Here is a 12,203-nt window from a genome sequence, read left to right on the forward strand (position 1 = left end):
ATGGGAGAGGTTGCCGGCGGCGTCGGCGACGACGGCGCGGAACTGATAGGTGCCGTCTTCCAGGTCCGCCTGTGCGGCGGTCGTGGCGGTCCAAGTGCCGGTTGCGGTCTTGACCTGATAGGCGACGGTCGCGCCGCTCTCCTGACCCGTCAGGGCAAGGTCGAACGTGCGATCTGTCGTGGCCGCGGCGGAGCCCGCGAGATTGGCGAGAGACAGCGTTCCGGCCGCCGGAGCCGCCGTGTCGACCGTCACCGCGATCTCGTTCGAATGGGAGAGGTTGCCGGCGGCGTCGGCGACGACGGCGCGGAACTGATAGGTGCCGTCGGCCAGGTCCGCCTGTGCGGCGGTCGTGGCGATCCAGCTGCCGGTTGCGGTCTTGAGCTGATAGGCGACGGTCCCGCCGCTCTCCTGACCCGTCAGGGAAAGGTCGAACGTGTGGTCGGTCGTGGCCGCGGCGGATCCTGCGAGATTGGCGAGAGACAGCGTTCCGGCCGCCGGAGCGGCGGTGTCGACCGTCACCGCGATCTCGTTCGAATGGGAGAGGTTGCCGGCGGCGTCGGCGACGACGGCGCGGAACTGATAGGTGCCATCTTCAAGGTCGGCTTGTGCGGCGGTCGTGGCGATCCAGGCGCCGGTTGCGGTCTTGACTTCATAGGCGACGGTCGCGCCGCTCTCCTGACCCGTCAGGGCAAGGTCGAACGTGCGGTCTGTCGTGGCCGGGGCGGAGCCCGTGAGATTGGCGAGAGACAGCGTTCCGGCCGCCGGAGCCGCCGTGTCGACCGTCACCGCGATCTCGTTCGAATGGGAGAGGTTGCCGGCGGCGTCGGCGACGACGGCGCGGAACTGATAGGTGCCGTCGGCCAGATCCGCCTGTGCGGCGGTCGTGGCGATCCAGCTGCCGGTTGCGTCCTTGACCTCATAGGCGACGGTCGCGCCGCTCTCCTGACCCGTCAGGGAAAGGTCGAACGTGCGGTCGGTCGTGGCCGCGGCGGATCCCGCGAGATTGGCGAGAGACAGCGTTCCGGCCACCGGAGCCGCGGTGTCGACCGTCACCGCGACCTCGTTCGAATGGGAGAGGTTGCCGGCGGCGTCGGCGACGACGGCGCGGAACTGATAGGTGCCGTCTTCCAGGTCCGCCTGTGCGGCGGTCGTGGCGGTCCAAGTGCCGGTTGCGGTCTTGACTTCATAGGCGACGGTCGCGCCGCTCTCCTGACCCGTCAGGGCAAGGTCGAACGTGCGGTCTGTCGTGGCCGCGGCGGCGCCCGTGAGATTGGCGAGAGACAGCGTTCCGGCCGCCGGAGCGGCGGTGTCGACCGTCACCGCGATCTCGTTCGAATAGGAGAGGTTGCCGGCGGCGTCGGCGACGACGGCGCGGAACTGATAGCTGCCGTCGGCCAGGTCCGCCTGTGCGGCGGTCGTGGCGGTCCAAGTGCCGGTTGCGGTCTTGACCTGATAGGCGACGGTCGCGCCGCTCTCCTGACCCGTCAGGGCAAGGTCGAACGTGCGATCTGTCGTGGCCGCGGCGGCGCCCGTGAGATTGGCGAGAGACAGCGTTCCGGCCGCCGGAGCGGCCGTGTCGACCGTGTATGAGCTCGTGGAAATCGCAAGAACGGAGCTGCCAGCGTCACGGACTTCGACAATTATCGTATGGCTCGATAGAAGTGAGCTGATCTGGCCTTCGGTGACAGGAAAGCTCCAGGTTTTTTTATTCGGCAAGAGTTCGGCACGATAATAGTCGGTACCGTTCATGCTGACCCAAATCGTCTCACCTGCCGTCAGTCGCAATGATGTTCCGCCCGTGACGGTTAGCGCTTGATTGGCTTCGGAATTATTGATGATGCCGTCGCCCGCAACTGGGTCGATTGTTACCGATAAGCTGGTAGTCGCCATTTAAAATTCCCCCGTCGCACGCCGTTCTGGCGAACGCCTGTTGTATTTTCACCGCCGCTGCACACAGCTACACGTGGCCACTCACGCGACGTCTTGTCCGCCACAACGGTTTTGTTGCAGCCATCCCTGGATGGACAATCGTCCACCACGAGAGCTTTCTCATGTGCGTGAGTTTTGGATTGCGAATTACGAGACGGCATTCGCCGGAGCCGCTCGACCAAGCTGCAGGTAAGTCCTGCATCCTTTCGAGTGGCTCGCCCTGACTTTTTTGCTCCGCGGGAAGCGGGCCTGACAGTTAGCTCTCAATAGTGATTATCGTCCCAGAAGGGGAAATGATAGATACCTCTTAGGGGTTAGTCCGTTAAGTCTAGTCCGCAGAACGTAGTTAGGTGACTGTGCGAGCGACAACACGCCACGCGTGATCCGCAACCGGGCAAAGAACTGTTGAAGCGGCCGCTGAGAACCTCGCTGTACATCATAACACAATCGGGTAGGGCTCAGATCATTTATGAAATCTGTCGATGACCGGCGGGGACACTGATCCGCGGTGCCTCGGCAGAGGCCCGTCAGCGCGTCGAGAAAAAGGAAGCGATCCTGGTGGCGCGAAGCTGCGCTGCTCTCCATGGCCTCTTTGGGCCCTAGAAGGCATTCGAGCGTCTCGCCTTCTGGAATGACGGCGCTCCGATTCGATGGACTTGAACGGAAAGGCGGTGGCAATGCAGCCGACTCTACTGCGCCACCCCGCATTGACCAACTTGGCTGCTAGGTGTAATTTCTTCGGCGGCCGGAGTTTTGTTTCCTGCGCAAACTAAAGACTGCCGGAATATTAGTGGTGAACTTGCAGAGCGTTTAGGGAACAGTTCTATAAACGTCCGCCACGCGTGAGTTGAGTTGTCGCCTTCTACTTCATACCCATTGCCTTCCGGCAAGGATGAACAGGATGGCTGTAGCGCTCATATTGGTTCTGGTGGCCCTTGGCTCGGTGGCGTTCCACCTGTTTAGCCCTTGGTGGTGGCCGCCGATCGCTTCGAACTGGCGCTATATCGACACGACGATCATCATGACGTTCTGGATTACCGGAATCGTCTTCGTGGCGGTCGTGTTTTTCATGGCCTATTGCGTGTATCGTTTCCGGCATCAGCCGGGACGTAAGGCGCTTTACGAGCCAGAGAACAAGCGGCTCGAGTGGTGGCTGACGGTGGTGACCGGAATCGGTGTCGCGGCCATGCTGGCGCCAGGTTTGTACGTCTGGCGGCAGTTCATCACAGTCCCGGAGAATGCGACTGACATCGAAGTCGTGGGCCAGCAATGGCAATGGAGTTTCCGGCTGCCCGGCCCCGATGGACGTCTAGGAAAAACCGGCGTCCGCTATATCGATCTTGATAATCCGCTGGGTTTGGATCGCGATGACCCAAGCGCAAAAGACGACGTCATTGTCGAAGGCGGCGAACTGCATATGCCAATCGGCAAGCCAGTAAAGGTTCTGCTCAGGTCTCTGGACGTCATTCACGACTTTTATGTGCCTGAGCTGCGCGCAAAGATGGACCTCGTCCCCGGCCAGGTTTCGTATGTCTGGTTCGCGCCGATCAGGACCGGAACGTTCGAGATCCTGTGCGCCGAACTCTGCGGCGTCGGACACTCACAGATGCGCGGAACGGTAATCGTTCAGGAAATGGCCGATTACCAGGCATGGCTTGAAGATCACACGTCGCGAAATCTAGCCCGGCTCGCGCCTGTCGCCAACTGAACGGGAGGATCGGATAAAGGACTGAAAAGAGGCGCGTTGAGAATCTGGTCGTCGCGCTCACAGGGAGCAGAGGAGGGAGTGCCCTGATGGTTGACGTCCCGCTTGGTGCGGTCGGGATCGAGCCGGCCGAAGCTGACGATGTAGAATTGTACCATCCCAAAAGCTGGGTGACGAAATACGTCTTCAGTCAGGACGCGAAGGTGATCGCGATTCAATATTCGGCGGTCGCGCTGTCGGTGGGCCTGCTGGCGCTCGTATTGTCGTGGCTCATGCGGCTGCAGCTGGGCTTCCCGGGGGTGTTTTCCTTCATCGATCCCGGCGCCTATTACCAATTCATCACCATGCACGGCATGATGATGGTGGTTTATGTGCTCACGGCTTTGTTCCTCGGCGGCTTTGGCAACTACCTCATCCCGTTGATGATCGGCGCGCGCGACATGGTTTTTCCCTATGTCAACATGCTCAGTTTTTGGCTCTATCTGTTGGCGGTGGTGATCTTGATGATCAGCTTTTTCGCGCCTGGCGGACCCACCGGCGCCGGCTGGACCCTCTATCCTCCACAGGCGATTCTTTCCGGCACGCCGGGCGGGCAGGATTGGGGTATCGGGCTGATGCTCGTGTCGCTCATGGTGTTCATCATTGGCTTCACCATGGGCGGGCTGAACTATGTGGTGACGGTGCTTCAGGCGCGGGCCCGGGGCATGACCTTGATGCGCATGCCGCTGACGGTTTGGGGAATATTCACTGCGAGCTTTATGGCCCTCCTGGCTTTCCCCGCATTATTCGTCGGCGCCGTCATGATGCTTTTCGACAGATTCCTGGGGACGAGCTTTTTCATGCCGGCAATCGTCGAAATGGGTCAGCCGCTCGAGCGGAGTGGTGGCAGCCCACTCCTATTTCAGCACCTCTTCTGGTTCTTTGGCCATCCCGAAGTCTACATCGTCGCGCTGCCGGCCTTCGGCATCGTGTCGGATCTGATCAGCACCCACGCGAGGCGAAACATCTTCGGGTATCGCATGATGGTGTGGGCTCTTCTTGCAATCGGCGCGCTCAGTTTCGTGGTTTGGGCACACCACATGTACGTGAGCGGGATGAACCCTTATTTCGGGTTCTTCTTCGCCACGACGACCCTTATTATTGCTGTTCCGACGGCTATCAAGGTTTACAATTGGATCTTGACCCTATGGCGAGGAGATATTCACCTTACGGTTCCGATGCTGTTTGCGTTGGCTTTCATCGTCACGTTCGTGAATGGGGGCCTCACCGGCCTTTTCCTCGGCAATGTGGTCGTGGACGTCCCGCTATCAGACACCATGTTCGTCGTCGCGCATTTTCATATGGTGATGGGCGTGGCACCCATCCTGGTCATCTTCGGCGCCATCTACCACTGGTATCCAAAAGTGACAGGGCGGATGCTGAATGATGTGCTCGGGAAGTTCCATTTCTGGGTCACGTTCCTCGGGGCTTACGCGATCTTTTTTCCCATGCATTATCTGGGCCTGATGGGCGTTCCGCGCCGCTATCATGAGATCGGTGACATGGCCTTCGTCCCGCCATCGGTCCACACACTCAATGCGTTCATCACAATCGTGGCGCTCGTGGTTGGCGCAACGCAGCTCGTCTTCGTCTTCAACCTCATCTGGAGCCTGCGTCACGGCAAACCGGCCGGCGGCAATCCATGGCGGGCGACGACATTGGAGTGGCAAACGCCCGAGACGCCGCCGCCGCACGGCAATTGGGGCAAAGAACAGCCGGTCGTCTACCGCTGGGCCTACGATTACAGCGTACCGGGTGCGACCCAGGATTTCATACCGCAGAACCAGCCTCAGACCAACCGAACTGCCTCGGGATCGGCCCATGGGTAGCATTCTACTCTTCCTCGGCGTGCTGGCGGTCATCGGCGCTTGGTGGCTCTCAAAGCAGGGATTGACTTCGAAACCGTGGTTGGAGACAGGAGCCGAGGGCGTTTTTCTGGCGACGGATGAGGTGCGAGGGTCCCCGGCGAAGATCGGATTGGGCGTGTTTCTCGCTGTCGTCGGATGCCTCTTCGCGCTTTTCATCAGCGCCTACGCCATGCGGATGCAGATGCCGGACTGGCGCCCGCTGCCGGTGCCGAGCCTGTTATGGCTCAACACAGGAATGCTTGCTCTCAGCAGTGTCGCGTTGCACGGAGCGCGGAATGCCGTGCGACGGGGACAAAAGGTCGAGTTGAAAATTGGCCTACTTGCCGCAGGTGTCGCCGCGCTCGCGTTTCTGTCTGGCCAACTCTTGGCGTGGCGTCAGCTGACGGCTGAGGGGTATCTGCTCACAAGCAATTCAGCCAATGCGTTTTTCTACTTGGTGACCGGTGTCCACGGCCTGCATCTCGTGGGCGGTCTGGTCGCGCTATGCCGCACCGGGGTCAAAGCGTGGCGTGGCTTTCCCGCCGACGAGCTGCGCGTCAGCGTGGAGCTCTGCGCAACCTACTGGCATTTTCTGCTGCTCGTCTGGCTGGTCTTTCTCAGTGTACTGACCGGGTGGGCCGGCGACTTCGCCGACATCTGTCGGCAGTTGCTCACGTGAAGGGAGTCCTGCCCATGGCGGAACAAGCTCTAATCGACCGGCGGGCGCCTTCCGAGAGCACTTCCGGCTTGGCAAGCATCGCCACCGATTTTTCCGCTGAYCGCAAGGCTTTCAGGAACGTGTCCTGGGGAAAGGCGATGATGTGGATCTTTCTGCTCAGCGACACATTCGTCTTCARCATTTTCCTGATCTCATACATGACAGCCCGGATGTCCACGACGGTGGCGTGGCCGAACCCCAGCGAAGTCTTTGCCTTGACGATTGGCGGCACGACACTTCCACTTATCCTGATCGCCATCATGACGTTCGTGCTGATCAGCAGCAGCGGGACAATGGCGATGGCCGTGAACTTCGGATATCGCCGCAACCGGCGGATAACTGCGATCCTGATGCTGATGACGGCCATTCTCGGAGCCACATTCGTTGGAATGCAGGCGTTCGAATGGACGAAGCTGATCCATGAAGGCGTCCGGCCTTGGGCCAACCCCTGGGGCGCGGCCCAGTTCGGATCGACCTTCTTCATGATCACAGGATTTCACGGGACCCACGTGACATTGGGCGTGATCTTCCTGCTGATAATCGCGCGAAAGGTCTGGCGGGGCGACTACGACCGCGAGACGAAAGGGTTTTTCACCAGCCGAAAGGGAAATTACGAAGCCGTCGAGATCATGGGTTTGTATTGGCACTTCGTAGACCTGGTCTGGGTCTTCATCTTCGCCGTTTTTTATCTTTGGTAAAAGGACCCGAACATGGGACAGGCGAACGCACAGGCGGCCACAAAGCAGCATCCGATAACGCTCTACCTGACGGTGTGGGCATGGCTGTTCATACTGAGCGCGTGCTCCTACATGGTCGATTATTTCCAGCTGGAGGGAGGTGTGAGATACTCTCTCATCCTCCTTTTCATGATGTTGAAGGCAGGTCTCATCGTAGCCGTGTTCATGCACATGGCATGGGAACGTCTTGCGCTGATCTATGCAATTCTGGCCCCGATCAGCGCCGTTCTGGTCTTCGTGGCGATCATGATGCTTGAGGCCGACCACACGCTTCTCTCTCGCGCATCGTATTTTTCGCCAGCGCCCTAGGACGTTTCGGAGAAACGCCCAGCGCTCACGTCGCAGGGTGGGCTTCCTCGACGGGCGGCGGTTCCACCACGCGCCGGTAAAGGTGCCAGGTTGCGTGCCCGAGCACAGGCATCACGATCGCAAGTCCGACGAAGAGCGGCAAGGAGCCGATGAGAAGCGCTGCCGCCACGATCAATCCCCACAACGCCAACATCAGCGGGTTTTTCGCCACCGCTTTCACTGAAGTGTAGACCGCCACCGCGACACCGACATCCCGATCGAGAAGAAGGGGGAACGAAATTACGCTGATGCTCAAGACCAGCACCGCGAAGGCGAAGCCGATGACATTGCCGAAAATGATCATCCTTCTTCCTTCGGGAGTGTCCAACACCTGCCCGAGGAACTGCACATAGGATTCCGGCGCCGCGTAGCCGAAGAGAGACTCGTAGAGTGCCCGGGCGGTCATCAGCCATGCGAGAAAGATGATCAACAGCACGACGCCCAGCGCGATGATCGAAGGAATAGAGGGTGATCTCAACACGTCGAACGCATTCATCCAGGAGGTTGGCAGGCCAAGCTCCCGCCGACGGCTGATTTCATAAAGTCCAATCGCCGCGAAGGGGCCGACCAAGGCAAAACCCGAGGCCAGGGGATAGATCAGCGGCAGCGCATTGTTGCTGAATGTGAGGGCGGCAAGGCATATACCGACGATCGGATAGATCAGCCCCAGGAAGACCAAGTGAGATGGCATGGCAAGGAAATCCTGGAGACCCTTTGCCAACGCCTCGAGCAGATCTGAAGCATTGATTTTTCGAATAACCGGATGCGCCGGTGTTTCGCCCGCGCCGGCCACAATATGGATGTTCGCCATACCGCTTCTCCCTGGCACCTCAGGTCGCGGCAACGCTGTGAACCACACAAGGTTACACGCAAGCGTCATTATACGCCCGCCCGCCGCGTCTGTCGCCGCGAAACAGCCTGATAATGGGTTCTCGGGGCACGCACCCCACCATCTCGACACACGCCGGCGCTCAATCATCGCCGGGGAGGTCGATTGCACTGCGTCGACACCTTACAAGATCGACCAGCCCGCTTCGAACCTGAACAGTTATTCTGCTACGCGCAGATTCGCGCGCATTGGCACCGCCCCGACTTACGGACAGGAAAACAGGGGTCTAGACTGAAACCGGATCAATCTGGAGCGTGGCCGATGGAATCAGCGGACCCGTTCGACCTCAACCGTTTCATCACCGCGCAGGCGGATGTCTTCGCCACGGTGCTGGCGGAATTGCAGGCGGGTCGGAAAGAGAGCCACTGGATGTGGTTCGTGTTCCCGCAGTTGCGCGGCCTCGGATCCTCCCCCATGTCCCGGTTCTATGGCATAGGCACCCTCGACGAGGCGCGGGCCTACCTGTCCCATCCGCTCCTGGGCGACAGATTGGTGGTTTGTACCCGCACGGTCCTGGCGATCCGGGGAAGATCGCTCGTTGCGATTTTCGGAACCCCGGACCATTCGAAATTCTTCTCCTGCATGACCCTCTTTGCGCTGGCCTCTGGCGAAGGGAACGGCTTGTTCGGGCAGGCGCTCGACCGCTATTGCGACGGCCGGAGGGACGGCCGCACGTTGGCGCTCATCGAGGCAGGAACCGCATCGCCAAAGCCCGCATGAGACGGCCGCTCGCCTGCCAGCCTCACGCATGGTCTTCGACGGGCGGCGTGCCGTACGTGTGGAAGGACTCGACCGTCTTCATGCCCCAGGCCTGGCCCTTCTTGCGCTCCTCCTCCGTCCACACGATCGGCTTCCAATCCGGCGCCAGGATGAGGCGCGCGCCGGCATTGCAGACTTCCACGCGATTTCCTCCCGGCTCGTAGACATAGAGAAAGAAGGTCTGCTGCACGGCGTGCTTGTGCGGTCCGGATTCGATCGGGACGCCCGCCTCGAGGAAGATATCGGCGGCCCTCAAAATTTCCTCGCGACTGTCGAGCGCGTAGGTCAGGTGGTGAAAGCGTCCTTTGGCCCCCGTATGGTCCCGGGTGAAGGCGAAATCGTAGCTCTTGTTGGTCAGCGTCATCCACATGCCGGCCTCGGTGCCGTCGTTCATGACGATCTGTTCGGTGAGGCGGCATCCGAGATAGTTCTCGAAGAACAGGCGATTTGTCCGGATGTCGGACGCCAGGCAGTTGAGGTGGTCGAGCCTTCGGACATTCACTCCGCGAGCGGGAAACCGCTGCGCCTGGTTCTTCAGCGCGGGCCTCAGATCCGGCGGCGCGACATACCACTCGGTCTCGTAATAGAGCTCGATCGTATGGCCGTCGGGATCGCGGCAGAGAAAGGCCGGCCCGTGGCCGAGGTCACCGTCGGTCCAGCCCACATCGTAGCCGGAGCCGTTCAGTGCTGCGATCCGCCGTTCGAGAGCCTGCTGGCTTCGGGCGCGGAAGGCCATGTGGCCCATGCCGGGCCGCTTCGAGGCGGTGAGCTTGAGGGAATGGCGCTCGTAATCGTCCCAGCCGCGGAGATAGACGGACTCGCCCTGGCGGCCGCTCTCGGTCATGCCCATCACGTCCACGAAGAAGCGCAGGCTTTCGTCAGGCTTGGGGGTCAGAAGTTCGAGGTGGCCCAGATGGGCAAGGTCGAGGATGGGTTCGGCTTGCATGGTCATGATCCTTGTCGGGGAGCCTTCCCAGGCCCGCCGACCTGCTTGGCGAAACTCTCGTGCCGGTCGGCGATGGCGTTGGCGAGCGTTCCGTCGAGACCGAGTTCTTCGATCATGAGGCTCGCCTCCCGCATCTCGGCGGCGCGGCGGATGCCATGCTGGCCCACGCGGGACATCATTGTCTTGGCGAGGTTCTCCCAATCCATGCCGGGATAGGACGCCCCCAGGCTCGCCAGCACGGCCGGCATGACGCCGGCCCGCTGGGATGCGAGCGTGAAATCGACCATGAGAGCCTCCATGCCCTTGATGACGATGCTGCGGCACAGTTTTGTCGCGGAGGCCGTTCCGATGCCGATGCTGACCGGGTTGATCGTCATTCCCACTTCATTGAGCAGGTCCGAGACCTCGCGGGCCTTTTCGCCGCCGCTCAGGATGGGGACCTCGAGCCCCACCCCGCCCACAGGAGCCATGACGGCGAATTCGACGAAGCTCGCGCCGCTTTGGCCGATCTGTTCGGCGACCCGCATCTTCGTCGCGGGCGAGACGGAATTGAGGTCAACGTAGATCTGTGACGCCGTGAGCGAAGGCGCAGCCTCCTTCGCTGCCGCAACGGCCGATTCCGCGGTCACGGCGGAGATTACGATGACGGCGCGGCGGCAGGCCTCAGCCGTGCTGTCGGCCGCGTGAACTCCGGATTCCGCAGCGCGCCGCCGCAGTTCCGCACCCAGCACGGGATCCTCGAAAAGGATGTCGTAGACCGACACCCGCACGCCCGGCTTGGCCGAAAGCTGCATCGAGAAGAGCTGTCCCACTTCCCCGTACCCGATGATGGCGATCCCAAGGGTCATGTCAGTTCTGGTCCTTGTATTCCACATAGACGAGGCCTGCTTTCGCGAGCGGCTCCCGCATCTTGTAGAGGTCGAGCCCCAGCGTGCCGGCGGCAAGAAGCGCGCGCTTCGATTCTTCGTTGGCGACGCGCGCCTCGCCGCCGGCCGCAGCCGCCCCGGCGTCGCCGCGTGGGACCACCACGACTCCGTCGTCATCGGCGACGATCACGTCGCCCGCATTCACCAGAGCGCCGGCGCAGACCACCGGCACATTCACCGAGCCGAGCGTCGCCTTCACGGTTCCCTTCGCGGAGATCGCGCGGGACCAGGCAGGAAAGTTCATCTCCGTCAGCGTTTTCACGTCGCGGATTCCCGCATCGATCACCAGCCCGACGACGCCGCGCGCCTTGGCGGAGGTCGCCAGGAGATCGCCGAACATTCCGTCGGTGTTGTCCGCCGTCACCGCCACGACAAGGATATCGCCGGGCTGGCATTGCTCGATGGCGACGTGGATCATCCAGTTGTCGCCCGGCTGCGCCAGAACCGTGACGGCGCTTCCCGCCACTTGGGCGCCGGCCCAGATCGGCCGCATATAGGGCTTCATGAGTCCCAGGCGCCCCATGGCCTCGTGGGTGGTCGCGGTGCCGAGGGCGGCCAGTCGGTCGACGATGGCCCGGTCGACGCGCGGTGTGTTGGTGACGACGACGGGTTTCATGCCAATTCCTCGACGATCTGGGGAAAGATGCGCTGATAGGCTTCGCCGTAGGTCATCGCGCGACCGGAATTCCGGCCGCCCTGCATGCCGCGGTTCAAGGCGACGCGAGTGTAGTATTCCCACAGGTGCTTCTGCGCGGCGAGAATCTCGAACGCCTTGCGCTTCGCCTCCCATACCGCGTCGATGTTCAGGATCACGTTGGGCTTGTAATTGCACTGCTCGGGCTGGTGCGGCTCGAACAGGAACACCGGCGGCGCATTGTAGGCGAGATCGGGGCTCGGCTTGTGCCCGGCCGCCTGTGCGATGATGCGGGCTTCCTGGGCAAAGCGCGCTGCTTCCGGGTGGTCGACGTTATAGGGATCCTCGAGGGAGTGCGTGAGCACGAAGGACGGCTTGAGATCGCGGTAGATGTCGATCAGTCGGTCCAGCATCTCGGGCGTCGTCCGCAGCGGGTAGTCGCCTGCTTCGAAAAACTCGATCTCGGCGCCCAACGCCGCCGCCGCGCGCTCGGCCTCGTCGCGACGCTGCGCCATGACATCGGCAAGGGACGCGTCGCCTTTCTTCCAGGCCCACTGGCTTTCACCGCGTTCTCCATAAGAGAGGCAGACGATTTTCATCCGGTAGCCCTTTTGCGCATGGAGGGCGATGGCGCCGCCTGCGCGCCATACGAAGTCACCCGGATGGGCGGTGACGACAAGTCCGGTTTTGCCAGTAGTCATGAGAGCCTCGAAGGAAACGAAATGT

Annotated in this window: 12 protein-coding genes; 6 read left to right on the forward strand and 6 right to left on the reverse strand. The window is 61.4% G+C overall.

Features of this window, described 5'->3' with window-relative positions; all coding sequences use genetic code 11:
* Positions 1–1,890: Ig-like domain-containing protein (locus AC1DVM_RS05620; RefSeq protein WP_477252739.1), on the reverse strand; the 1,890-nt coding region annotated here is incomplete at its 3' end.
* Between the two features lie 940 nt (positions 1,891–2,830).
* Here AC1DVM_RS05620 and AC1DVM_RS05625 point away from each other — a divergent pair.
* The 5 genes from AC1DVM_RS05625 to AC1DVM_RS05645 all read left to right on the forward strand — a co-directional run bounded on the left by AC1DVM_RS05625 (position 2,831) and on the right by AC1DVM_RS05645 (position 7,284).
* Positions 2,831–3,637: a cytochrome c oxidase subunit II gene (locus AC1DVM_RS05625; protein ID WP_477252740.1), complete on the forward strand. Its 807-nt coding sequence runs from the start codon at positions 2,831–2,833 to the stop codon at positions 3,635–3,637.
* Between the two features lie 86 nt (positions 3,638–3,723).
* Complete coding sequence (ctaD, locus tag AC1DVM_RS05630) at positions 3,724–5,502, forward strand: cytochrome c oxidase subunit I (RefSeq protein WP_477252742.1); 1,779 nt, start codon at positions 3,724–3,726, stop codon at positions 5,500–5,502.
* The gene (locus AC1DVM_RS05635) at positions 5,495–6,199 is read left to right on the forward strand and encodes a cytochrome c oxidase subunit 3 (protein ID WP_477252743.1); all 705 of its coding nucleotides are present in this window, start codon (positions 5,495–5,497) and stop codon (positions 6,197–6,199) included. Before ctaD ends, AC1DVM_RS05635 begins: the two co-directional genes overlap by 8 nt.
* Before the next feature lie 14 nt (positions 6,200–6,213).
* On the forward strand, positions 6,214–6,936 hold the full coding sequence (locus AC1DVM_RS05640) for a heme-copper oxidase subunit III family protein (protein ID WP_477252745.1): 723 nt from the start codon (positions 6,214–6,216) through the stop codon (positions 6,934–6,936).
* A 12-nt stretch (positions 6,937–6,948) separates the two neighbouring features.
* Positions 6,949–7,284: a cytochrome C oxidase subunit IV family protein gene (locus AC1DVM_RS05645; RefSeq protein WP_477252747.1), complete on the forward strand. Its 336-nt coding sequence runs from the start codon at positions 6,949–6,951 to the stop codon at positions 7,282–7,284.
* Positions 7,285–7,309: 25 nt separating this feature from the next.
* Here the strand turns inward: AC1DVM_RS05645 and AC1DVM_RS05650 are convergent, their stop codons facing one another.
* Positions 7,310–8,134 carry a DUF2189 domain-containing protein gene (locus tag AC1DVM_RS05650; protein WP_477252845.1) on the reverse strand — a complete coding sequence of 275 codons (825 nt, stop codon included), beginning with the start codon at positions 8,132–8,134 and terminating at the stop codon, positions 7,310–7,312.
* 339 nt (positions 8,135–8,473) lie between these two features.
* Between AC1DVM_RS05650 and AC1DVM_RS05655 the strand changes: the two genes are divergently transcribed.
* Complete coding sequence (locus AC1DVM_RS05655; protein WP_477252749.1) at positions 8,474–8,932, forward strand: DUF1810 domain-containing protein; 459 nt, start codon at positions 8,474–8,476, stop codon at positions 8,930–8,932.
* Positions 8,933–8,954: 22 nt separating this feature from the next.
* Here AC1DVM_RS05655 and AC1DVM_RS05660 read toward each other — a convergent pair whose 3' ends face one another.
* From AC1DVM_RS05660 to AC1DVM_RS05675, 4 genes are read right to left on the reverse strand one after another with little or no spacing between them, the layout of a single operon-like run.
* Positions 8,955–9,917 (reverse strand): catechol 2,3-dioxygenase, encoded by a 963-nt coding sequence (locus tag AC1DVM_RS05660; RefSeq protein WP_477252751.1) that lies wholly within the window; start codon positions 9,915–9,917, stop codon positions 8,955–8,957.
* A 2-nt stretch (positions 9,918–9,919) separates the two neighbouring features.
* A complete protein-coding gene (locus tag AC1DVM_RS05665; protein WP_477252752.1) occupies positions 9,920–10,765 on the reverse strand; it encodes an NAD(P)-dependent oxidoreductase in 846 nt (281 codons plus the stop codon).
* A 1-nt stretch (position 10,766) separates the two neighbouring features.
* The gene (locus tag AC1DVM_RS05670) at positions 10,767–11,459 is read right to left on the reverse strand and encodes a 4-carboxy-4-hydroxy-2-oxoadipate aldolase/oxaloacetate decarboxylase (protein WP_477252754.1); all 693 of its coding nucleotides are present in this window, start codon (positions 11,457–11,459) and stop codon (positions 10,767–10,769) included.
* Positions 11,456–12,178 carry a PIG-L deacetylase family protein gene (locus tag AC1DVM_RS05675; RefSeq protein ID WP_477252756.1) on the reverse strand — a complete coding sequence of 241 codons (723 nt, stop codon included), beginning with the start codon at positions 12,176–12,178 and terminating at the stop codon, positions 11,456–11,458. Before AC1DVM_RS05675 ends, AC1DVM_RS05670 begins: the two co-directional genes overlap by 4 nt.
* Between the last annotated feature and the right edge of the window lie 25 nt (positions 12,179–12,203).

The organism is Microvirga sp. P4_A5 (assembly GCF_056402495.1).

Bases quoted from the DNA above. Each gene is read 5' to 3' on its own strand.
- AC1DVM_RS05625 (WP_477252740.1), top strand. From the start codon at position 2,831: ATGGCTGTAGCGCTCATATTGGTTCTGGTGGCCCTTGGCTCGGTGGCG.
- ctaD (WP_477252742.1), top strand. From the start codon at position 3,724: ATGGTTGACGTCCCGCTTGGTGCGGTCGGGATCGAGCCGGCCGAAGCT.
- AC1DVM_RS05635 (WP_477252743.1), top strand. From the start codon at position 5,495: ATGGGTAGCATTCTACTCTTCCTCGGCGTGCTGGCGGTCATCGGCGCT.
- AC1DVM_RS05645 (WP_477252747.1), top strand. From the start codon at position 6,949: ATGGGACAGGCGAACGCACAGGCGGCCACAAAGCAGCATCCGATAACG.
- AC1DVM_RS05650 (WP_477252845.1), bottom strand. From the start codon at position 8,134: ATGGCGAACATCCATATTGTGGCCGGCGCGGGCGAAACACCGGCGCAT.
- AC1DVM_RS05655 (WP_477252749.1), top strand. From the start codon at position 8,474: ATGGAATCAGCGGACCCGTTCGACCTCAACCGTTTCATCACCGCGCAG.
- AC1DVM_RS05660 (WP_477252751.1), bottom strand. From the start codon at position 9,917: ATGCAAGCCGAACCCATCCTCGACCTTGCCCATCTGGGCCACCTCGAA.
- AC1DVM_RS05665 (WP_477252752.1), bottom strand. From the start codon at position 10,765: ATGACCCTTGGGATCGCCATCATCGGGTACGGGGAAGTGGGACAGCTC.
- AC1DVM_RS05670 (WP_477252754.1), bottom strand. From the start codon at position 11,459: ATGAAACCCGTCGTCGTCACCAACACACCGCGCGTCGACCGGGCCATC.
- AC1DVM_RS05675 (WP_477252756.1), bottom strand. From the start codon at position 12,178: ATGACTACTGGCAAAACCGGACTTGTCGTCACCGCCCATCCGGGTGAC.